This window comes from Nonomuraea sp. NPDC050540, from assembly GCF_044457485.1.
Classification (GTDB): Bacteria; Actinomycetota; Actinomycetes; order Streptosporangiales; family Streptosporangiaceae; genus Nonomuraea.
This window is the reverse complement of the sequence record NZ_JBITHA010000012.1, coordinates 49,857-71,845: the sequence shown is the minus strand read 5'-3', so window position 1 is coordinate 71,845 and position 21,989 is coordinate 49,857. Positions and strand designations below refer to the sequence as shown.

Annotated in this window: 19 protein-coding genes and 1 pseudogene; 7 read left to right on the top strand and 13 right to left on the bottom strand. The window is 69.0% G+C overall.

Annotation, left to right across the window (positions count from 1 at the left end; all coding sequences use genetic code 11):
* Positions 1-92: 92 nt before the first annotated feature.
* Complete coding sequence (locus ACIBI5_RS34470; RefSeq protein WP_397252896.1) at positions 93-998, top strand: MarR family transcriptional regulator; 906 nt, start codon at positions 93-95, stop codon at positions 996-998.
* Here ACIBI5_RS34470 and ACIBI5_RS34465 read toward each other — a convergent pair.
* Entirely contained in the window at positions 985-2,247 is a 1,263-nt protein-coding gene (locus ACIBI5_RS34465; RefSeq protein WP_397252895.1) for an FAD-dependent monooxygenase, read from the bottom strand. The genes ACIBI5_RS34470 and ACIBI5_RS34465 overlap by 14 nt on opposite strands.
* 71 nt (positions 2,248-2,318) lie before the next feature.
* Here ACIBI5_RS34465 and ACIBI5_RS34460 point away from each other — a divergent pair, with 71 nt between their 5' ends.
* On the top strand, positions 2,319-2,921 hold the full coding sequence (locus ACIBI5_RS34460) for a TetR/AcrR family transcriptional regulator C-terminal domain-containing protein (RefSeq protein WP_397252894.1): 603 nt from the start codon (positions 2,319-2,321) through the stop codon (positions 2,919-2,921).
* A 133-nt stretch (positions 2,922-3,054) separates the two neighbouring features.
* Here ACIBI5_RS34460 and ACIBI5_RS34455 read toward each other — a convergent pair whose 3' ends face one another.
* Entirely contained in the window at positions 3,055-5,319 is a 2,265-nt protein-coding gene (locus ACIBI5_RS34455) for a DPP IV N-terminal domain-containing protein (RefSeq protein WP_397252893.1), read from the bottom strand.
* A 106-nt stretch (positions 5,320-5,425) separates the two neighbouring features.
* On the opposite strand from ACIBI5_RS34455, the gene ACIBI5_RS34450 reads away from it, so the two are divergent.
* Complete coding sequence (locus tag ACIBI5_RS34450) at positions 5,426-6,019, top strand: TetR/AcrR family transcriptional regulator (protein ID WP_397252892.1); 594 nt, start codon at positions 5,426-5,428, stop codon at positions 6,017-6,019.
* Between the two features lie 227 nt (positions 6,020-6,246).
* Here the strand turns inward: ACIBI5_RS34450 and ACIBI5_RS34445 are convergent, their stop codons facing one another.
* A complete protein-coding gene (locus tag ACIBI5_RS34445) occupies positions 6,247-7,482 on the bottom strand; it encodes a hypothetical protein (protein ID WP_397252891.1) in 1,236 nt (411 codons plus the stop codon).
* A 200-nt stretch (positions 7,483-7,682) separates the two neighbouring features.
* Here ACIBI5_RS34445 and ACIBI5_RS34440 point away from each other — a divergent pair.
* Positions 7,683-8,534 (top strand): annotated as a pseudogene (locus ACIBI5_RS34440) (Tn3 family transposase).
* A gap of 152 nt (positions 8,535-8,686) precedes the next feature.
* Here the strand turns inward: ACIBI5_RS34440 and ACIBI5_RS34435 are convergent.
* The 7 genes from ACIBI5_RS34435 to ACIBI5_RS34405 form a co-directional block, all read right to left on the bottom strand.
* Positions 8,687-9,706 (bottom strand): sensor histidine kinase, encoded by a 1,020-nt coding sequence (locus tag ACIBI5_RS34435; RefSeq protein ID WP_397252890.1) that lies wholly within the window; start codon positions 9,704-9,706, stop codon positions 8,687-8,689.
* A gap of 53 nt (positions 9,707-9,759) precedes the next feature.
* Positions 9,760-10,449 (bottom strand): response regulator transcription factor, encoded by a 690-nt coding sequence (locus tag ACIBI5_RS34430; protein WP_397252889.1) that lies wholly within the window; start codon positions 10,447-10,449, stop codon positions 9,760-9,762.
* 37 nt (positions 10,450-10,486) lie between these two features.
* Positions 10,487-11,689, bottom strand: coding sequence for an ABC transporter permease (locus tag ACIBI5_RS34425; protein WP_397252888.1), 1,203 nt, complete (start codon positions 11,687-11,689; stop codon positions 10,487-10,489).
* Complete coding sequence (locus ACIBI5_RS34420) at positions 11,686-12,363, bottom strand: ABC transporter ATP-binding protein (protein WP_397252887.1); 678 nt, start codon at positions 12,361-12,363, stop codon at positions 11,686-11,688. Before ACIBI5_RS34420 ends, ACIBI5_RS34425 begins: the two co-directional genes overlap by 4 nt.
* Positions 12,360-13,271, bottom strand: coding sequence for a peptidoglycan-binding protein (locus ACIBI5_RS34415; RefSeq protein WP_397252886.1), 912 nt, complete (start codon positions 13,269-13,271; stop codon positions 12,360-12,362). The genes ACIBI5_RS34420 and ACIBI5_RS34415 overlap by 4 nt, the downstream gene beginning before the upstream one ends.
* Positions 13,272-13,396: 125 nt before the next feature.
* A complete protein-coding gene (locus tag ACIBI5_RS34410; protein WP_397252885.1) occupies positions 13,397-13,855 on the bottom strand; it encodes a hypothetical protein in 459 nt (152 codons plus the stop codon).
* Between the two features lie 1,175 nt (positions 13,856-15,030).
* The gene (locus tag ACIBI5_RS34405; RefSeq protein WP_397252884.1) at positions 15,031-16,545 is read right to left on the bottom strand and encodes a hypothetical protein; all 1,515 of its coding nucleotides are present in this window, start codon (positions 16,543-16,545) and stop codon (positions 15,031-15,033) included.
* A 203-nt stretch (positions 16,546-16,748) separates the two neighbouring features.
* Between ACIBI5_RS34405 and ACIBI5_RS34400 the strand changes: the two genes are divergently transcribed.
* Positions 16,749-17,432, top strand: a complete 684-nt coding sequence (locus ACIBI5_RS34400) for a recombinase family protein (RefSeq protein WP_397252883.1) — start codon at positions 16,749-16,751, stop codon at positions 17,430-17,432.
* 103 nt (positions 17,433-17,535) lie between these two features.
* Here ACIBI5_RS34400 and ACIBI5_RS34395 read toward each other — a convergent pair whose 3' ends face one another.
* The 3 genes from ACIBI5_RS34395 to ACIBI5_RS34385 all read right to left on the bottom strand — a co-directional run bounded on the left by ACIBI5_RS34395 (position 17,536) and on the right by ACIBI5_RS34385 (position 20,751).
* Positions 17,536-18,753 (bottom strand): serine hydrolase domain-containing protein, encoded by a 1,218-nt coding sequence (locus tag ACIBI5_RS34395; protein ID WP_397252882.1) that lies wholly within the window; start codon positions 18,751-18,753, stop codon positions 17,536-17,538.
* A 257-nt stretch (positions 18,754-19,010) separates the two neighbouring features.
* Entirely contained in the window at positions 19,011-20,141 is a 1,131-nt protein-coding gene (locus tag ACIBI5_RS34390) for a serine hydrolase domain-containing protein (RefSeq protein ID WP_397252881.1), read from the bottom strand.
* A gap of 352 nt (positions 20,142-20,493) precedes the next feature.
* Positions 20,494-20,751 (bottom strand): Tn3 family transposase, encoded by a 258-nt coding sequence (locus ACIBI5_RS34385; protein WP_397252880.1) that lies wholly within the window; start codon positions 20,749-20,751, stop codon positions 20,494-20,496.
* Between the two features lie 34 nt (positions 20,752-20,785).
* Here ACIBI5_RS34385 and ACIBI5_RS34380 point away from each other — a divergent pair, with 34 nt between their 5' ends.
* The gene (locus ACIBI5_RS34380) at positions 20,786-21,178 is read left to right on the top strand and encodes a transposase (RefSeq protein WP_397252879.1); all 393 of its coding nucleotides are present in this window, start codon (positions 20,786-20,788) and stop codon (positions 21,176-21,178) included.
* Complete coding sequence (locus ACIBI5_RS34375) at positions 21,139-21,981, top strand: IS3 family transposase (RefSeq protein ID WP_397252878.1); 843 nt, start codon at positions 21,139-21,141, stop codon at positions 21,979-21,981. Before ACIBI5_RS34380 ends, ACIBI5_RS34375 begins: the two co-directional genes overlap by 40 nt.
* Positions 21,982-21,989 lie beyond the last annotated feature (8 nt).

Sequence of the window (21,989 nt, the reverse complement as noted above, 5' to 3'; positions counted from 1 at the left end):
CAGCTTTTACCCTGATAATTGCAATGGTATTGACGGGAAACGCAACGAGTGTTGCAATGGCTTGTCGACGAACGCACCCAGGAGGCGCACCGATGCCCGGAGGCAGGCTGACCCACGACGAACGCCGGCAGATCGCCGCCTGCGTCGCCGAAGGCCTCGGATACGCCGAGATCGCCCGACGGCTCGGCCGGCCGACCTCGACCGTCAGCCGCGAGGTCGCGCGCAACGGCGGGCCCGGCGGCTACCTGGCCGACCACGCCCAGCAGGCCACCGGGCGGCGGGCGGGGCGGCGCCGGCCGTACCGGACGGTGTCACCGACCGTGACCCACGACTTCGCGGAACGGCTCGCCGCGCTGATGTCCGGGACCGGCCTGCCCCGCATGCCGTCCCGGGTCTTCGTCTGTCTGCTCACCACGGAGTCGGGCAGCCTGACCGCCGCCGAGCTGGCGGCGCGCCTGCGGGTCAGTCCCGCGTCGGTCTCCAAGGCGATCGCCTACCTCCACCCCCTGGGACTGGTCGGCCGCGAACCCGACCCCGGCGGCCGCCGCGAACGCTACATCGTCCACGAGGACTCCTGGCTACGTGCCTGGACGGCTGACACGCGCGCCCACGACAAGGTCGCGGAGGCGACGCGCGACGGCATCGAGATCCTGGGCGCCGACACGGCGGCCGGAGTCCGGCTGGCCCGTATGGGCAGGTTCTTCACCTGGATCAGCGAGGAGATGTCCAGCACCGTCCTGACGGAACCGGCCGTGCACAACGCGCTGACGGTACTCGCCGCCCTGGTCCACGCCGCCCGGCCGCTCACGGTCGACGAGCTCGCCACCGCGCTGGCACTCCCCCGCGAACGCGTCGCCGACGGCCTGAACGCCCTCGTCCGACGCCCGGCCATCGCCGACCCGCTGACCGTGCTGCACGCCGCCACCGGCGCCTACTCCGTCACCACCCGCCCGGACCGCCTCACCCCGGCCCAGCGCACCGCACTCACCGCCCTCTGACCCGAGCGCTGATCGGCACCGGGTTCTCGGGGAGCTGCCAGCCGCCGCCGCGGTCCTCCTTCGACAAGCGCGCGACGAGATCGGGAACGCGCAGGAAGCAGGCCAGTGCGGTGGCGGCCTGGAAGGCGTCGATCGCACGCTGCGTCATCGGCATGCCCAGGCGCAGGAGACGCGGGTTCACCTCGCCCTGAATCGCGTCGGCGAAGGGCCGCAGCACGTTGTCGTAGTTCGCCAGTGCGGCCGGCAGGTCGCCCGGATGCCGGTTGATCTCGCCGGCCAGGACGTAGGCGCCCACCAGGCCGCCGGATACGCCCATGCCGCTGTAAGGGGAGGCGCAGTGGGCGGCGTCGCCGGCCAGGACCACGCGGCCCTCGGACCACGTGTCGGTACGGACCTGGACGATCTCCTGGGAGTAGAAGAAGGGGCTCGTCCGCATGCCGTCGACGAAGCGCTCGGTCTGCCAGCCGGCGTCGCGGAACCTGCTCGCCCAGAACTCCCGCTGGCGCTCGACGGGTTCCCGGTGGACCGCCGAGGCCTCCTCGGACTCCTCCCTCATCACGAAGTACACCTGGGTCTCGGCCGGGTTGTGGCTGCGGCGCATGATCTGACGGCCACCCGGGACCATGTAGGTGTCGCGGATGTCGCCGTCGGACGCCGTGCGCGGGATGAACCAGTAGGCCATGTGCATGCCGAGCCGCCAGTACGGGTCGGAGCCCGCGGGCAGGATCGCCTGCCGGATGCGCGATCCCTGCCCGTCCGCGCCGACCAGGAGGTCGAACTCGCCGGAGGACCCGTCGGAGAAGTGCGCGATGACCTTTTGTTCGTCCTGCTCGAAGCCGTCCACGCTCACGCCGAAGACGTACTCGGTGTCGTCCTTCGACGCGTCGTGCAGGATGCGTACCAGGTCACCGCGCATGATCTCGTACTCGGAGGTGAGGGTCTGCCGGCCCTGGCCGGAGGTGTTGGCCATGATCGTCGCCTTGGCCCTGCCGCGCGCGTCGACGAAGGCGACACCCCTCTCGTCCACCAGCTTGCCGCGGACGGCGTCAAGCAGCCCCATCCGCTCGATGGCCTCGATGCCCCGCCCCCGAAGGTCGACCTGCGCCCCGTTGGCCCGCAGCGCCGGAAAGCGTTCGGCGACGGTCACCCGGTGGCCGCCCCGCGTGAGCCAGAAAGCCAGCGCCTGACCCGCTATCCCGCCGCCGGCGACCAGGACCCTCAGGGGGTGCGCTCCCGATCCGTTCGCCATGCCCGTCACCCCAAAATCTATCAGTGAATGATTCCCCTGCAGAGTCACCTATCAGTGATAGATTTGTCAACGTGACCAAGGTGAACCGCGAGATCGTCGTCTCCGAAGCACTCGACCTGCTCGACGAGGTCGGGCTGGACACGGTCAGCACGCGGCGGCTGGCGAAGCGGCTCGGCGTCGAACAGCCCTCCCTCTACTGGTACTTCCGCACCAAGAAGGACCTCCTCGCCGCCATGGCGGAAGCGGCGATGGCACCGCATGCGGCCGCGCCGCTGCCGGCACCCGACGACGACTGGCGCGACTGGTTCCTGGACAACACGCGAAGCTTCCGGCGTACCCTGCTGATGCGCCGGGACGGCGCACGCCTCCACGCGGGCAGCACCCCCGCCGGCGACCTCGACCGGATCCGCCACAAGATGGACTTCCTGATCGCCTCCGGGGTGCCTGAGCGGGACGCCCAGATGGCGATGCTGGCCGCCGGCCGTTTCACGGTCGGCAGCGTCCTGGAGGAGCAGGCGGACACCGACTCGGATCCACCGGCGGACATGCCAGTGATCGACCACGAGTCGGCGTTCGAGGCCGGCCTGACCCTTATCGTGGACGGCCTGATGCACGGCGCCGCCATGCCGGCGGACAAGGCCTCTCGACAGGCCTTCGGTAACTGTCCTCGGTGATCAAGCGGTCCTGGACCAGTGCGCGTGGGAGGGATTTCGAACGGACCCCGGCGTTGGCGCGGTTCGGCTGTCCCGTCTCGGTGCGCAGAAGGCGCTGCCGGCGAGGATGGTGCAGAGGTTGCCCGGTACGCAGTCAGCTGAACAGGCTGACGATGAGGTCCATGCTGGGTGCGACCGGTGTGAGGCGGTGCCGCGGCGGTTCGACTCCCATGAGGTTGCGCAGGAGGAAGTCCCACTTACGCCGGTTGACGTGATGTTCGTAGCCGATGAAGAAGTGCTCGGCGCCGGGGACGATGAGGAGTTCGACGTCCTTGTCGGCGGCGATGAGGCGTTCGGCGAGCCGTAGCGAATGGTGGGCGTGGACGATGTCGTCCACGCCGCCGTGGATGAGCAGGAGCTTGCCGTCGAGCCGGTCGGCCAGCTCCACGTTCGATGAACGGGCCCAGGCGGCCGGGTCCGGGCCGTCGTAGGCTTCGGCGAACTGCAGGTGGAACAGGCGGGTGTCGTGGTTGCCAGACTCGGCGACGCCGACCTTGTAGACGTCGGGGAAGGCGATCATGGCGCGGACGGTGGCGAATCCGCCGCCGGAGTGGCCGGTGACGCCCACGCGGTCGAGGTCCATCCAGGGGCGGGTGGCGGCCAGTTGCCGCAGGGCGGCGACGTGGTCGTCGATGCCGCCCGCGGCCGCCTGGTTGCCGTAGGAGGCGTCATGGAAGGCCTTGTCCCGGCCGGGAGTTCCCCGCCCGTCGATGGCGACCACGACGAAGCCGAGCGCGGCCAGGACCTCGGCTTCCTGGCCGAGGATCCCCGGGTGGAAGGCGGGCGAGACGCGGGTGGTCTGCGGGCCGGGGTAGACGTGGTCGATGACCGGGTATCGGCGGCCGGGGTCGAAGTCGTGGGGCCGGTAGATGACCCCGTAGACGTCGGTGACGCCGTCGGCGGCGGTGGCCCGGAAGCGTTGCGGAGGGGTCCAGCCGGTCGCGAGCAGCGGGGTGATGTCGGCCCGCTCCAGTTCGACCAGCACCCGGCCGTCCCATCCGCGCACGGTGGTCACCGCGGGCAGTTCGACCGTGGAGGCGGAGTCGATGAAGCAGTCCTTGCCAGGGGCGAGGGTGACGACATGGTGCAGGTCGTCGTCGGTGATGCGGGCGAAGCCGGTGCCGTCGAGATTGATCCGGCACACGGAATGGCGGTAGGGGTCCTCGGCGACCAGGCCGGCGGCGGTGAAGTAGAGCACGCCTGCCGGTTCGTCGACGCGCAGGATGCGCTGCACCGCCCAGGCGCCCGAGGTGACCTGCCGGATGGGTGTGCCGGTGTGCGCGTCGTACAGGTAAAGGTGGCCCCAGCCGTCGCGCTGGGAGTACCACAGCACCTGTGATCCGCCGGACAGGACAGCGATGATCGGCTCCGCCCCCGTCTGGTTCGGCTCGACGCGGGTCGAGCCGCTCTCGCTCAGCACCCTGCGTACGTCCCCGGTCGCCGGGTCGAGCCGGTTCAGGTGCAGGGAACGCAGGTCGCGGGGCTGGCTCAGGTAGTACACGGCCGAGCCGTCTTCGGCCCACCAGGCCCAGCCGGAGGCGATCGGCGACTGCAGCGGCATGGGTTCCGGGGCGGTGCGGGCCTTGACGACGTGGCGGGTCGCCGCGTCGATCACCACGAACTCCCCCTGCGACATGTGGGCGTCACCGGGGTAGGCGAAGCGCTGGGTGATCGGCCGCGGGAAGCCGCCGTCGGCCGGCAGCTCCTCCATGATCTGGGTACGGCGGACCGCGCGCTGGTCGGTGCGGTGCGTCAGCACGCGCGTCGAGTCGGGCGACCAGGCGAGGGCGGGCGGCAGGTGGCCGCGCAACCCCAGCTTGTTCGGCAGCACCGAGGGGGCGAACGGCGTGGCGCCGTACTCCTCATCCTCCCGGCCGTCGGTCGTCAGGGGCCACTCCCGGCCGTCGGCCACCGACCGCGCCCACAGGTCGTGACCGCGCAGGAACGCCACCAGCTTGCCGTCCGGCGAGGGCACTTCGAGGAAACCGGGGCCGTGGAGGGTGGCCGGGGCCGCCGGCGTACAGGTGTAGGTGTCCAGGCGGCAGCTCCAGAAGGAGCCGAAGGCGAAGAATTCGACCGCGTCCTGGCTCAGTACGATGGCGGAGAACGGCAGCGCGCCCGGGTTCACCTCCTGCCCGGTGGCGGCCGCCAGCGCGACCGCCAGGCGGTCATGGTCGAAGGCGGGCTCGCGGGATCCGGCGGCGGGATCGGCGAGAATGAAGCGCCTGCCATCGCGGGCGTCCACGGTGTACCAGAAGCGGGCGCCGTCCCACCGCGGGTTGATCTTGTCGCCGCGTACCAGGGTCGCTCGGTTGTGCCGGAGCAGTCGCTCGGCTGCTTGGTACCGGGTTGCGTCCATCGATATCACTCCACACGGCAGACTTCTAAACGAATCGTTTCGTTTTGCAGGATGGCATCGGATGCCGAGAAGTGTCAAAACGAATCGTTTCGTTTAGAGTGTGGGCGTGACGAGACCCCCGAACCCAGACCGCCGCCGGGACGCAAGCCGCAAAGCGACCCTGGCCGCGGCCCTGGAGTTGTGCGTAGAGCGGGGATACGCCGCGGTGACCGTCGACGCCATCGCCACCCGCGCCGGCGTCAGCAAGGCCACCATCTACCGCTGGTGGCCGGCCAAAAGCGCGATCGTCCTGGAAGCGGTCGATGAGGCCGCGCCCATCCCGGAGACGTTCCCCGACACCGGCGACCTGACCGCCGACCTGCACGCCTGGCTCAGCGGCATCCTCGGCGTCTTCCACGACCCGCGCCTCGGCCCGGCCTTCACCGGCGTGCTCGCCGAAAGCCAGCTGGATGCGCACCTCGCCCACCAGCTACGCGAACGGCTGATCAACCACCGAGTCACCCAGCTCGAGGAACGCATGACCAAGGCGCGAAAGAACGGCGAACTCGCCCCCGACGCCGATCTCGAAGTGGCGCTGGACATCCTCCACTCACCCATCTACCGAAGGCAGGCGCTGCACTACCCGCTGCCCGATGACGCCTACCTGACCAGGCTCATCACGCTCGTCATGCGGGCCATCGGGCCCACTCACGCCAACTGACCTTCACCAGGCCACAGCTCTGGACGATCGCCGATCATTCCAAAGCTCCGATCCACGCCGCCGGGCAGGGTAGCGGCGCTGCCGTAAACCAGATCGGTGTTTTGCCGAATTCCAGTTCTCCACCACCTGCAAACCCCTCGTGGATCTCCCGGCGCAGCTCCGATGAGGCGACGACGATGAGGGGCCGGGGCCGCCTTCGGGAGGAGGACGCCGACAGGCCGCGCTCGTCACCGTTCAGTCCCACCGCCCTTTAGCTCCGCCACGACGGCCCGCTCCCGCAACTGCGCCGCCTCCGCCCTGACCGTCTCCAACTCGGCCCGCAGATCCTCCAGCCGAGCCCGATCCACCAGCGACTCTCCCCTGAGCCTCTCCTTCTCAGCCCGCGCTTCGTCCAGTTCGGCCCGCGCTTTGTCCAGCTCAGGCCCACCGCTGGCGGCCACCCGAGCCTCGACCTCGCTCAACTCCGCCCGCGCCGCATCCCGGGCGTCCTGTGCCTCGGCCAGCCGTACCCGCGCCTCATCCCGGGCGGCCTCCGCCTTGGAGAGCTCCGCGGCAGCAGTCCGCCGCCCGTCCTCCGCGGCATCGGCCCGCGCGACCGCCCGCTCCCGCTCCTGCACCGCCGCCTCGGCCCGCGCCCCGGCCGCCGCGACGTCCCGCTCCGCTTCCTCCCGCCCCCGCTCAGCCTCCTGCCGCGCGACCGCCGCCGTCTCCGCACTCCTCCGTTCCCGCTCAGCTTCCTGCTCAGCGTGTACGGCCCGCGCCTCCGCCACCGAAACCTGCCCAAGAGCCGCCTCAACCCGCCCAGCCAGCTCCTCCCGAGCCAGCTCAGCAGCCTCCACCCGCCGAGCAGCTTCCTCGGCCACTTCCTCTGCCCGCCGAGCCGCCCCGTCCGCCAGCTCCTTGGCCTGCCGTACAGCCTCATCGGCCCGCTGGTTGGCCTGCCGTTCCGTGGAGGCCGCCTCCCGCAACGCCGCCAGCGCCTGCTCCCTGGCCTGCTCGGCATCACCGAGCGCGGCATCCCGCTCCGCTTCGGCCTCGCCGACCCGCCCCCGCATACGCTCGGTCTCCCGCTGCGCCTCCTCGACGGCTTCGCGAGCCAGCCGTACCTGCTCAAAGGCCTGTTCCCGCTCCGTACGCGCGATCGCCACCCGCGTGTGCGCCTCAGCCTGAACCGCACTCAACTTGGCCTCGACCCCAGCAGGGCTGAGCTCCTGGGACAACGCCCGAGCCAACGGCTCAACAGCCGCCGCCAGCCCGGTCTCCATCCGCTCATACAACTGCTCAGCCCTGGCCAACGCCCCCTCAAGCCCCGGCGTGGCCCGCCGCAACTCCCGCTCCCGCTTGGCCGCCGCCTGGCAATCCCCCTCGGGACAGTACGCCTTGGGCCGCCCCCGCCCCGCCCGCTGCTCAATCGGCGTCCCACAGTGCTTACAAGGCGTCACCACGCCCGTTTCCCCGCTCACAGAAGCACTCTAGCATTTTCTATTTTCTAGAAAATCAAAACCAGAAAATAAGATCCGTTGTGTCGAGCAGCGTCAGGCTAACTTGCGGGAATGGAGAATTCCCGCAAGTAACTGTCCTGAGCACCCCCGCGCAGATCCCCGCCGATCACGGGGTCACACCAGTCTCGCCGAAAATCCAACGAACCAGCTGCTGACCTGCGATAACAGCGCCTCTCAACCTCGTTGATCGTCATGCTGGCCAGGTCCTGTCGACCTACACCCACGTGTCCGACCAGTGGTCGACCTACGGCACCCAGCAGATCGTCCCCACCACTCGCGAGGGCCACCTCACCCTGGATGAGATCCTGGGGAACCAGACCGATCTGCCGATCACCGAGCACGCCACCGACACCCACGGCGCGACCCTGGTGAACTTCGGGCTGTTCGACCTGGTCGGCAAGGCCCTCACTCCGCAGATCCGCGACCTCGGCAAGATCACGATGTGGCGGGTCGACACCCCCGGCCCCACCAACGCCCTCTACCGGCACGCCGGGCCGCTCCTGGCCGACCGGTGGAACGAAGACCTGATCATCAAGTGCTATCCCGACCTGCTGCGGATGGGCGGGTCGCTGAAGTTCGGCGAGGCGACCGCCTCTTTGATCGTCGGGAAGTGGTCGGCGGCCTCCCGGCAGAACACCCTGGCGGCGGCGCTCAAGGAGTGGGCGCGGATGCGGCGAACCCCGCACGCCCTGCGCCGCGACCCCGCACAGTAGGGCACGATCGTCCGCCCGCACTTCACCGACCAGAGCGAGCAGGCGTGGTGCCTGACCCTGCTCACCAACGCCGTGATCACCTGGACGACCGAGTACTACGGCGTCGCGATCTCCGAGCTGCGATCCCAGGGCAGGGAGATCCGGGACGAGCTGCTGTCATTCATCTCGCCCGGCCACCGCGAGAACATCAACTTCTTCGGGTTCATCACCGTCGACATCGAAGCCGAACTCGCCAAGCTCATCGAGGGCTGGCGGCCACTGCGCCCGACCACCGTCACCAGCTTCCTCCTCAACCCCTGAATCCCTCCGGGGCGCGACGAGCAACGGAACAAAAGTCTCGGTTCCGGCCAACTCGAGCTGATTCAGGCCCCCGCGCGGCAACTGATCACATGGGTGGAGTCGCTGCGGTGCTTTACCCGCGGCCGCGCCCGTTGAGAGCCTTAGCTGCGCTTTCACGCTGACCCCCTGTCCGGGAGTCGTACCGTAACGGCGAGGCCGCCGCCGGTGCGGGGGACGGCATCGATCGTGCCTCCGTGGACGCGTGTGATGGCGGCCACGATCGACAGGCCGAGGCCCGCGCCGGACACCGACTCGGTACGGTCGCCGGTGAGGCGCCGGAACGGCTCGAACAGCGATGGCACCACCTCGTGGGCGATCTCCTGCCCGGTGTTCTCCACGGTGACGACCGCGCCTCCATCGCCCGTTCCGGTCCGGACGGCGATGAACCTACGCTGGTCGTTGTACTTCTCGGCGTTCTCCACGAGATTCGCGATCAACCGCTCCACCAGGACGGGATCGCCGGAGGTGAGGGCCGGTGACAGGTCCACCGTCGCGCCGGGGTACTCGCAGAGGACACGCCGGGCCAGGTCGGCCAGATCGACGGGTTCTGCGTTGGTCAGCGTGTGTTCTGCCGCGGCCAGCATCAGGAGTCCGTCGATGAGCCGATGCTGGCGGCTGTTGGAGGCGAGGAGTTCATCCCGGGCCTCCAACAGTTCCTCGGGAAGTTCGCCGAACGCCACCTGCAGTAGCGCCCGGTCCAGCGCCAAGGGTGTCTTGAGCTCATGGGAGGCGTTGGCGGCGAACCGGCGCTGAGCATCGGTCGAGCGCTCGAGCCGGTCGAGCATGTCATCGAAGGTGTCGGCGAGTTCCTTGAGTTCATCGTCGGGGCCCTGCATCGCGATCCGCTCATGGAGGTTGGACAGGGACAGCCGGCGGGCCGTGGAGGTGACGCTGTGAATCGGGCGCAGGACGCGTCCGGCCAGCCACCAGCCCAGGATCACGGAGACCACCGTCAGGGCAGCGATAATGACCGCGGTGGCGACCCATTGGTACCTCAGCACCTCATACTGCAGCTGCAGGTCGCCTTGGAACACCACTTCCTGGTCGACTTCGCCCTGTGCCCCGGGGGCCTGAGGTGCCCGGCCCGAGACGGAGACGCTCACCCCGAGCGCGCTGCTGAGCAGCAGGTTCACCGCGAGCAGCATGACGACGGCCAGGACGAGGAACGGGCTGGCGTACAGCGCGGTCAGGCGGACCCTGACGGTGCTCCGTGCCCAGGGTCGACGAGACGGTAACCCGCTCCGATCACGGTCTGAATCACCGGTGGCGCTCCCAGCTTCTTGCGTAGCGTCGCCACTGTTACCCGCACGGAGTTGGTGAAGTAGTCGACGTTCTCGTCCCATGCCTTCTCCAGCAGATCCTCGACACTGACCACGCTTCCCCCCGACCGCATGAAGACCTCCAGCACCGCGAACTCCTTGGGGCTGAGAGCCACATAGCGGCCGTTGCGGTACACTTCGTGGTGGGCCGGGTCCAGGGTGATGCCCGCCATCTGCAGAACCGGCGGGAGCCGGGTCGGTACCCGCCGTGCCAGGGCCCGGATCCGGGCGACGAGCTCGGGAAAGTCGAAGGGCTTGGCGAGGTAGTCGTCGGAACCCAGGCCCAGCCCCTCCACCTTCGACCACAGGTCACCCGCGGCGGTGAGCATGATGATCCGTGCGGGGACCTGCGCCTCCATCAGCCTCCGGCAGACCTCGTCACCGTGGATCTCGGGTAAGTCCCGATCGAGCACGATCACGTCGTACTCATGGGTCATCGCCCGTTCCAGGGCCGCGTCCCCGTCATAGACGACGTCCACGGCCATTCGGGCCTTGCGCAGCCCGGTGCCGATGATGTCGGCCAAGCCTTTCTCGTCCTCGGCAACCAGCACGCGCATGTTCGATGCTCCCGGATGTCGGTCGTCATGGTAAGTCTCAGGCGGACAGGGCCATCGTCGGCGACATCCGAGCGGCCCGCATCGCCGGGTAGAGTCCGGCGATGGCGCCGACGGCGAGTGTGGCGCCGAGTCCGCCGCCGATCACCCACGTGGGCACGACCGGCGGCAACCCTTGCGTCAGCGCGAACCCGATGGTGCCGACCACTCCCAGCAGCGAGCCGGTGAGCCCGCCCGCCCCGGCCAAAATCAGGGATTCGGCGAGAAACTGGATGCGAACCTGGGCGGTGGTGGCCCCGAGCGCGCGACGCAGGCCGATCTCACGACGCCGCTCCAGTACCGAGATGATCATCGTGTTGGCGATGCCGACCCCGCCCACCAGCAGGGCCACTCCGCCGACACCAAGCAACAGGCTGGTGAACGCCCCCGCCACCGCGGCCCTCGCCTCCAGAGCGTCGGAGGGGCGGCTGACCGTGACCTCCTCCGGATGCTCCGGGTTCGCCGCGTGATTCAGCAACGCCCTGACCTCCGTGACCTTCTCCTCAGCGATCTTCGTGTAGACCAGGGTCGGGTGTCCATCGGATCCGAGGAAGGCATCCGCCGCGGCGAAGCCGACCAGCGCGGCCACGTCGACGTCCTCCGCCAGTGGCGATTCGGCCAGGACCCCGATCACCGTCCACCGCTGACCGTTGATCCACACCGAGTCTCCGGCGCTGGCGGCGAGCCGGGTGGCGGCCGTGGATCCCAGCACCACGGTGCGTTGCGCCGCGGTGGCCGCATCGTGCCACCTTCCGCTGCGGACAGGGGTCTGCAGGACCTCCAGCAGCTCCAGGGACGTGGCGCGGACCTGAAGGCCACCGGTGCGCGTCGAAGGGATGCGATCGTTGCGGTAGATGGCCTTGCCGGTATCACCGGTCTGACCGGCCATGGTGACATGCTCCACGCCCCGGATCATCGGGCCCGCGTTCTTCGGCAGCCTGGCTTTCTTCTCGGAGAACTGCTTGCCGGGGGCGACGGTCAACATGTTCGTCCCCAGCTCATCCAAGGTCTCCATGACGCGAGCCTGGCTGGAGGAGGAGATGCCCAGCACCGCCACCATGGTCGCGATGCCGATGGCGATCCCCAACGCGGACAGCACGGCCCGCGTGGGCCGGGCCCGTAGCCCCGCCACACCCACCCGCGCCACATCCTCCAGGTTCATCCGGGCCGGTGTCAGCCGTGCTTCGCCGTTCCGAACCGTCATCGGAGCGCTCCAGTCTCGACGACCAGGCCGTCTCGGATGTGGATCCGGCGTGGCGCGGCGGCCGCAACCTCCAGATCGTGCGTAATGATCACCACAGTGGCGCCGGCGGCGTTCAGATTCCGCAATGTCGAGAGAACCTCTGCCCCTGATGCGGTGTCAAGGTTGCCGGTCGGCTCATCGGCCAGCACCAGGGAAGGCTCCCCGACCACGGCGCGGGCCACGGCGACCCGCTGCCGCTCCCCGCCCGACATCTGATTCGATCGGTGCTCCAGCCGACCCGCCAGGCCGACACGCTCCAATGCCTCACCCGCCCGTCGCCGGCGTTCACGCCGCGCCACCCCGGCATACAGCAAACCGTCAGCGACGTTGTCGAGAGCGGAAACACCGTCCGCGAGGTGGAACTGCTGGAAGATGAACCCGATGTGCTGGGCACGCAGCGCCGAGAGCTCGGGGTCGCTCAACCGCGCCACGTCGTAGCCGGCGATGCGCACCTGGCCCCCCGTTGGCCGGTCCAAGGTACCGATCATGTTGAGCAGCGTCGATTTGCCCGACCCGGAAGGGCCGACCATGGCGACCAGCTCTCCGGTATCCACCCGCAAATCCACTCCTCGCAGCGCCAGAACGCCACCGGGAAACTCCTTGGACACCTTGCTCAGCTCGACGACGGCGGTCATAGCTTGGGCACCTCGACTCTCACGCCCTCCGACAAGCCTGCGCCGGAGATCTCCACGCGGCTCCCCATGAACAGGCCCGTCTCGACCGGCACCACCCGGCGGGTGCCGCCCCGCACCACCCGCACGCCGTACTGGCCGCCTGCCCGCGCAATCAGGGCCTCGACCGGCACCGACAGCACGTCCTTGCGGCGCCCGGTTCGCAGCTCGACCGTGACCGGCGCCTGATCCAGCCTGCCCAGTTCGCCGCCGACCTTGACCCTGACCTCGATCGTCGCCGGACTGTCCGCATCCTTCCCCGGCCGTGCGACGGTTCCGACAGAGAAGATCGTTCCATCGACCTTCTTGCCGTCCGGCAGCTGTACCTTCACCCTGGCGCCCTTTCGGGCGAATTGCTGGTGGGAGGATTCCAGTTTGATGGTGATGGCCCGTTCGGTCCTGGTCGTTGTCACCACCGAACCTTCAGCGGCATCCCCCGCCTGCTTGGCGTTCTCCGCGATCCGCAGCGCGCCCCCCGAGAAGATCACTTGGTTCACCTCGGCCCGGCCCGTCGCCACCAGTCCCTTCTCGCGCTGCCAGGCCCACACCGCGTTGGCGGTCACCGCGGTGAAGGTCTTGTCGACCGTTCCGGGCTTGTATCCCAGCTTGACCAGGTTCAGCTCCAGCTGCTGGACATCCGGACCTGTCGAGCCGACACCGAGGCGGCGATACATCGGGACGGCGCCGTACATCAGGAACACCGGCTTTCCCTCCACCTTGTACAGCCAGCCGCCCCGACGCACCACCGTTCCCTCGGCCCGGATGGCGGTGACAACCCCGCCGGCCCGGTTGGGCTGAACGCGGCGGCCCGCGTACCCGAGTGTGCCGCTGACCTGTTTGGTGTCCACCATGTCGGAACGGGTGATCGGCACGGACGACGCTTGCGTACCGCTGGGACTCGACGCCGGCGCTGCCGTACGACCGGGGAGGTACATGAACCCCACCACAGCCCCGCTTCCGATCACCGCTACGCCGCTCAGCAGCACCGCCGTGCGCCTCACCCGGAGTTCCCAGGAGAGAGCTCCTGACACGCCTTCTGCGCCTGCTGAACCACCGGCGTGTCCTCGGTCATCCCGTCCGGCAGCTTCACAGCGACACCACCGTCGGGATCCTGCTCCGGATCCGGCATGTCGACGCCCGCCTTGCGCATGCACTCGACGTACTTGAGCGCGGAGTCCATCGCCTGCTTCTTGTCCTCGGGCGACACCTCCTCACCGGCCGGGGCGTACTGCTTGCAGGCCGACTTGGCCGCGTTGTTTTTCTCCGGGGAGTCCGCCTTGATGTCCAGCCCGTCGCTCCGCTCCGTGACAGTGAGACCCTGATCCCGCAGGCACGCCGCGTACTTCGCTTGATCACCGGAGTCGCCCTGCGCACCGGGGCCACCGCCGCATGAGGCGAGGACGACTGAGGTAGCGAGGAAGGCTGCGATCTTCAGGGCAATCTTTATGTTCGCCATGCTCCGCAGCATGCCGGACAAGGGTTTAAAAGAAGCTAACCAGATTTGCTTAACTCATCTTTAACGCAGGCCACAATCCGAGCTCGATTTCGACTTGAAAAGTAGGCTGTATGGGCGAGCGTTGCGGGCTCTTCGAACCCAAATAGTGCGGAGCGTGATCCCGAGGTTGGGGGCTCCGCTGGCCCAGGCCTTGGCGAAGTCAGCGGCCTTCCAGGTCCACGTATCGATGACCGACCCTCGAACGTGCTGGTGTCGAAGGTCAGCAGGGATCGACTCACCGAGGCGGGCTGCCGGCCCATCCGGCCGGCGCCGTAAGAAGACCTGCTCCAAGCCTTGGCCGTTCGGGGCACCGGAGGAGATGGAGGTTCTTCTGTACATCTAGGGAAGTGGCCGACTCTACCGTGACCGGATAGACCGTATCCGGATCGACCTGGAACGCGCTTCGAGATGTCTATGCACCATCCTGGCCGCAGTTTGCTGCGGGACGGCCCCGGCCTGGCACGCTCGGAACACCACACCAACGCGAGGTGCACGCATGTACTGCGGGAACCGGGGAGGGCGCCGATCATGAGCGCGAACGCCGCCGAGGTGATCCCGCTCCCGCCCGCGATCTGCCCGATGACAAACGCGGCAGCGTGATCTCCAAGGGCGGCGCGACCGACTGGGTGCACTGGCAGTCCGATACTGCCCAGCCTCATCAAAGGCCGACTGCGCGGCCTGGTGTTCCTCACCACCCGCAAGGCGCTCACTGGAACGGTACGCCCGGCCCGGTGTCGACGCTGTCGCCGACCACGTCGCCTCCCGCGAATCCGCCGCCCGACGCGAACACCGATGACCGCGAACTGACCGAACCCCGAATCCCTGAGGGTTCCGCTCGTCGTGGGCGGGTTCGTTGGATTGTCCGTTGTTGCTGTCCGACGGGCATCGCCGTCGGGCCCGATCCCGGGTGTTCCGCGGCCCGAACGCTTCGTCGGCAGGCGGATTCGGTGGCGAAGACCCCGCCCAGCGCGACGCTCAATGAGCTTGAAAGGGCGTGTCATCGCAGGTCGGGGATGAGTTCGTTGGATTCCCGGCCGAGACTACGGTGACCCCCCCGACCCCGGCCACCCGCTTGGACCTGGAGTCGCGCGTCCTGTTCCGCGTGAGCTGAGAGCACGCGGAACAGGCCATCTTGATCAGGGAATCAGCTCCCGCATCGCGGCGAGCGGCAACGACGGGTTAGCGGCGGCGGCCTCCACTACCTGCCAGTCTTCGTCGTCGAGCAGTTCGACGATCGCCGACGGTGGCAAGGCGGGGTGTCGAGCGGCCAAGGGCCTGGCCTGGCGATCGGCCAGGCAGGCCAGCAGTGCCACGGCCGTGGCACTGGGATGCCGAGCGATCTCGCGGAATGCCTTGCGCGCCGGCGGCCGATGCTGAGCAAGGTCCTGCAGCAGCGTGGCCGTGGCATCCGGGTTGGCGGCCACTTTCGCCAGCACCCGCGTGCCGTGGCGCGTGAGCATCGCGCGCAACTGCGCCTCGGACAGGCCCGGGTGCGGCGCGATGGATGAGACCACCTTCTCATCCAGATCGTCGGCGAGCGCGTCTCGGATCTCAGGCGGCAGGTCGCGCCGCTGAGCGAGCAGCATGCGGACCGCCGGGTTCGCCGACGCGGCCAGCGCGGCGACTTCGGACCCAGAGGCCGATGCGATGCGCGGCAGCAGCACCGAGCCGATCCCGGCGGAGGCTGCGATGCCGGACAGAACGTCCAGCGGCAGGTCGGGATGATGGGCGAGTCGGCGCTGGACGTCGTGGCCGCGATCGGTGGCCAGGGTGCGGACCAGGTTCTCGCTGATCGAGGGGTTGTCCGCGAGTGTTGCGCGCACCCACGGGATGGGATCCTCGACGAGTTGCTCGTACACCTGTGCGGGCAGATCGGTGCGGGCCGCCAATGCGACGCGCATCAGAGTCGAGGGATGGCCGGCGAAGCCCACTGCGGCCTCGACCGGGGCAGCCGGGTTCTGAAGCGCCATCTGCTGAATGTCCCCAACGGTGGACTCGTGGGAACCGTCGCATGAAGCGCCCGGCGGCAGTGAGCAGTTAGACCGTTCGCAGTGGGGATCGTGAACGAACGGGACCGGTTCCCGATCGCATACCGTGCAGGACCGTGCCGGGGACAGCCCGTCACCGGTCAGCAACGACGCCAGCACCATCGCCGGCGTCGCTTCGTTGGCCGCCACCGAACGACGGACATCGGCATGGGGATGCGCCGCGAGCTCGCCGGCGATATCCGCGGGTGCCCACAGCGCGAGCTCTGCGACGACCCGGACATCGGGATCGGCGCTGAGCGTCTGCAGCACATCGTGGGGCAGGCCGGGGCAGGCCGCCAGCTTCTCCCTGGTCTCCGCCAGGGGATCGGCGGCAAGCTGCCTTCCCCACCCCGGCCTGCCGGAACGTTCGCCGAGGAGAGCGAGGGCGATCTGTGGCTGAGCGACCGGATCGACGTCGTCGGCCGTGAGCCGCCCTTCGTGGGCGAGCCGTATGGCGGCGCCCTCCAAGCGTGCCAGAGCGGCTACCTGCACACGGCTGAGATCCGCCCGGCAGGCCACGGCCTCGGCGACGTCCGCGTCCGTGGCCGCAGCCGTGATGAGCTGGTCGATCAGTTCGGACGTTAGTGCCGGGTTCTCGGCCAGCCCGAGGAGAGCATGGTGCACGGGAGAATCTTGCCCGAGCAGGGATCGAACGGCCATCCAATACGGCGATGGCGGCGGGAATTCCGCACCGCGAGCTCTCGTGTCCGAAGCCTGCGATGGCATCTAACGAACGTTAGATGCACGATTGGCCAGGCCCCACCGGATGCCCGATTCACCCTAGCCCGGCTGTGCATCAACACGTGCATCAAAGGTGATGCATGGGTTTGACGCACACTCAGACTACGGCGAAGCGCCCCGCGAAGTTCAACACCCGCCCGATCGACCATGGCCGCTTCGGGTACGCCCACGTCTCCACCCGGGGCCAGACCCTGGAGGTTCAACTGGCCGCGCTGGACGAGGCCGACGTCGCCGTCGTCAACGTCTTCGCCGAGAAGAAGTCCGGCAAGGCAGGCAGCCCCCGCCCGCAGTGGCAGGACGTGCGTTCCCGGCTGCGCCCCGGCGACACACTGGTGGTGAGCAAGTTGGATCGTATAGGCCGCGACATGCGGGAGATCATGGAGACCGCCTGGTCCCTGCAAGACCTCGGGGCCAAACTGGAGATCCTGTCCGGGCCACTCGCCGGCATCTACGACCCCCGCGGCATGGGACAGATCTTCTTCGCCGTGCTCGCCGGTTTCGCCCAGATCGAACGCGAGATGATGATCGAACGAACCCGCGACGGTCTCACCCTGGCCGCCGCTGAAGGTCGGCACGGTGGCCGCCCGGCGGTGATCTCCAAGGACATGATGCGCGTCGCGCTCGGTCGCCGAGCCGATGGCGAGTCCGTCACCAGCATCGCCAAAGGGCTGACGTATAAGACCGCGAGCGGCAAGGAACGGACGGTCTCCCGCCGCGCGCTCTACAACGCTTTCAAGGCTCACGACGCCGAACGGGCCTCGACCACGTAGGCCATCTGAGCAGCACGTTTATGCTATCAAGATCGCGTCATGGCCCCTTTCTCACGTATTCAGTTCCCAGCCCACCAGGGGGCTTTGAGCGTTGCGGCGCCTGCTATCGCTGGGCGCACAGGGCGGTGTCCAGGGCGGCGTTGACCTGGTCGGCGGCGGGTTTGGTGTAGGGCATCGCGGTGACGGCGATGGTGGCCGCGCGTCCGTCCTCGGTGGCGCCGTTGCGGACCTCGTAGCCGGAGATGTCGCCGCCGTGGGCCCAGGCGTGGCCGCCGCAGCTCAGTTCGATCTTCATCAGCCCGAGCCCGTAGCTCCAGCTTTTCGGGAATCCGGGCGCGGCGATGGTCTGCTTCATCTGCTGCAGCAGGTCGGGCTTGAGGAGCCGGCCGTCGAGCAGCGCGCCCAGGAAGCGGTTGACGTCGCGGGGGGTGCTGATCATCTGTCCGGCCGCCCATGCCCAGGACGGGTCCAGCTGTGTGACCTCGGCTAGTTCGGCGCCCGGCTCGTTGGTCTTGGCCCGGTAGCCCTTGGGGTGGGGGCCGCGGATGTTCTGCTCGCCGACGCCTGGCCAGTAGGTGTCGCGCAGCCGGACTGGGGTGATGATCCGGTTGGTGATCTCCTCGCCGAGGGGCCGGCCGGTGATCTTCTGCACCAGCAGGCCGAGCGCGATGTATCCGGTGTTGCTGTAGGCCCAGCCGGTGCCGGGGGCGAAGGCGGGTCGGCGGGTCAGGCCCACGTCGAGCACGTCGCGGGGTTCGAAGTAGCGGTGGCGGGCCTGGGTCCACGATGGCCAGGAGCCGAGCAGATCGTGTTCGTAGTCGGGCAGGCCGGCGGTGTGCTGGAGCGCTTGGCGGACGGTGAAGCGGCGGCCGTCGTTGCCGTTGGCGCGGATCAGGCCGGGCAGATAGGTCTCGACCCTGGCGTCGAGGTCGATCTTGCCCTCTCCGGCCAGTTGCAGGACGAGCGTGGCGAGGAAGGTCTTGGTGGTGCTGCCGATGCGTACCTTCCCGTTGCGGGGGACCTTCGCCCGGGTGGCCAGGTCCGCCACGCCTGCGGTGTAGTCGCGCACGCGCCCGCCGCGGTCCCGCGTCGAGGCGAGGGTGCCCGGGAAGCCGCCGGTGCCGACCAGGCCTTCCAGAGCCGTCTGTACGGCATCGGCCGGGCGGGCCCGCGCGCCGGCCTCGGCGGCGGCCGGGGCGGCGGCCAGGCCCAGGACGCTGAGGGCGACGGCGGCCGCGGTGGCCGGGGCCAGGGCGCGGCGCCACCGGAGAGCGGCCGGCGGGGGCGCGAGGGCGGCTCTGGTGGGGTGGGACGGCGACATCGGTTCTCCTTGGTGACGGGAGGGGCGAGGAACCTGCGATCGGGATGTGCGGGGCTGGTGGGAAGAGATGGCGGCTGCGCCTGCTCTTAGGGAACGCCTCCCGGGCACGGACTGACGGCCGGAGGCGGGACGTGGCGATGAGCCTGTGTCGCCGAAAGATCCTCCTCGTGCCGACGGCTGCCCGCAGGTTCCTCCGCCCTGGATGCCGTCAGACGCGCGCCCTGCCCCGAGGCCGAACCCTCGGGGCAGGGCCGGTCTCAGGCGCAGAAGGCGGCGTCGATCGCCTTCTCGAAGGGAGCCTGGTCGGTCTGCGGCTGCTTCTCGCTGACCGACAGGGCCAGCGTGGTGCGGCCGTCGGGGGTGGCGTAGGCGGCGGTGAGGTAGCCGGGGATGCCTCCGGTGTGGCCGATGATCTGCTTGCCGCAGCTGGTGGACTGCACCCTCAGGCCCAGGCCGTACGCGCCGATCTGGGGGTTGACGAACAGGCCCTTCTTCATCTCGGCGAGCTGGGCGGGCTTGAGGACCTTGCCGGTGGCCAGGCTGTGGAGGAAGGTCGTCAGGTCCTTGGTGGTGGTGATCATCGCGCCGCCGGAGCTGGCGATGCTCGGGTTGAGCCGGCTGATGTCGACGTATTGGCCGGTGGCCTTCTTGATGTAGCCGTGGGCGTGCGGCCCGGGGATCGAGGTGGAGTAGGTGGGAGCGGAGGTGTCGCGCAGGCCCAGCGGCTTGATGATGCGCTTGGTGACCTCGCTCTGCCAGCTGTTGCCGGTCACCGCCTTGATCAGCATCCCGGCCACCAGATAGCCGGTGTTGGAGTAGGAAAAGCGCGAGCCGGGCTCGAAGTTCAGCGGCTTGGCCAGCGAGGCCGCCACCAGCTGCTCGTCGGTGAACCGGGTGAAGCGCAGCTTCAGGTACGGCTCGCCGACAGTGGGAAACTCCGGCAGGTCGGTGTAGCTGGGGATCCCGGCGGTGTGCTGCAGGATCATCCGCACCGTGATGTCGTTCTCGCGTGGCAGCAGCCCGGGCAGGTAGGTGGCGATGGGCTCGCCCAACTTGATGCGTCCCTCGCCGACCAGGTGCAGCACGGTGGCCGCGGTGAAGACCTTGGTGGCGCTGCCCATGCGGAACAGCCCGTCAGCCGGGACGGGGCGGCCGCCGCCGATCCGGGCGGTCCCGGCGCGCAGCACGCGCTGGTTGCCGGCCTCGGTGAGCCTGGCCTGCACTCCTGCCACGTTGCCGGTATCCACCAGTGCGTCCATCGCCTTCTGCAGCGAGGCGGTTGTGCTCGGCGTCGTGGCCTGGGCGGCGTGCGCCGGGACGGTGGCAAGGACTGTGCCGGCGGTGGCGGCGGCGAGAGCGAGGGCGAGGATCTTGGACGTGATGCGCATGAAGTGACTTCTCCCGAATGGTGATGCAGCGCCGTATCGGCGCTGGTCATCACGTTATGGGCGGCGATCACAGCAAACGATCCCGCCAGCTGCCCGATGCTCAGTGGCGTGGACGGGTACATCCTGGTAGGGCCTGCCCCACCAGCACGCGCCGCGCGCCAGGGCGGGCAGCGCCGGGTGCCCCAGACGCCGGCGATGCCCACGCCCTGATCCCGGCGAGCACCGGATCCCGTCCGAAATCGGGTCGGCACAAGCCCGCCACGCAGGCCCGCGACGGTGCCAGGGCAGGCCGCTGTTCGCCGGCGAGATCAGCGCAGGCGGACTTCACCGTGGAGGCTGCCCTACTGCACGGTTACTCGCCGTCGTGGAAGGCGCGCAGGCCGCCGGAGACCTCGGCGCGGGTGAAGGCGTAGAGGCCCAGGAAGTTGATGTGGTCATAGGCGATCGGCGACAACCGGGCGCACATCTCGTCGGCGACCGGGAAGCCCTGCTCGCGCAGTCGGTCGACGGCGGCGTCGATGTAGAGGCTGTTCCACCAGATGACCGCGTTCAGCGCCAGCCCGAGCGCGCCGAGCTGGTTCTCCGGGCCTTTCCCCTTGAACGTAGACACCTTGGAGACTGGATCTTGAGGTCCGGGGGAAGAGATGTCCCTGATGGTGATGAAGAACGATCCGCCTGAGTTCAAGGCCGACGCGGTGGCGTTGGTGCTGTCGAGGGCGGCCCGGACGATCACGTCGATCGCGCGGGATCTGGGGGTCGGCCGCGAGACGCTGCGGGTGTGGGTACGCGCCGTGCAGGCTCGGGGTGAGAGCGGGCGGCGAGCGGCCGGCGGGGTGGGGACCGGCACGGGCACCTCGTCCGGGCCCGTACCCTCGGACGACGTGCTGGAAGAGGAGAACAAGCAGCTCAAGGCGCGGATCCGGGAGCTGGAGCAAGAGCGGGACATCCTGCGTAAGGCGGCCAAGCTTTTCGCGAACGGGACAAACTGGTGGACCGCTTGTCGTTTGTTGAGGATCACAAGGCGCTCTACGGGGTGAAGCGGGTTGTGCCGGGTGCTGCAGGTGTCGCGCTCGGGCTTCTGCCGGTGGCTGAAGGGGGCCGCGGCCAGGCCGACGAGCAATTGGCCGTTCCGGTGTGGCGCATCCGTGCCGGGTATGACGGCACCTACGGCTCGCCCCGGGTGACGGCCGAGTTGCGTGCGGCGGGAATCGCGGTCGACCACAAGCGGGTGGAGCGGGTGATGCGCGAGTACGGCATCGCGGGGCTGCGGCTGCGCGAGAAGGTCCGCACTACCGTCCTGGAGCCGGACGCGGCGCCGGTGCCGGACCTGATCCAGCGTGACTTCACCGCCGAGCGGCCGAACACCCGCTACGTCGGCGACATCACCTATCTGCCCGTGGGCGGTGGCCGGTTCCTCTACCTGGCCACGGTCGTGGACCTGTGTTCGCGCCGGTTGGCAGGCCGGTCGATCGCCGATCACATGCGCGCTGAGCTCGTCATCGACGCGCTGCATATCCGGGGCGGCCGTCTGGACGGCGCGGTGTTTCACAGCGGCAACGGGGCGCGGGAGTTCGCGCGGGCCTGCCACCGGCTCGGTGTCACCCGCTCACGCGGCGTTGCCGGCACCGGCGCCGACAACGCGGCAGCCGAGTCCTTCAACGCGACTCTCAAGCGGGAGACTCTGCAGGGCGTGCCCGGCTGGTCCGACGCCCACACCGCCCGCCTGCCGGGGTTCTGCTGGATCACCCGCTACAACACGGTCCGACGGCACTCCCGCATCGGCCAGCTCAGCCCGATCGACGACGAGAAGACGGCAGATATCCTGAAGCCCGCCGCCTGACATCGGTG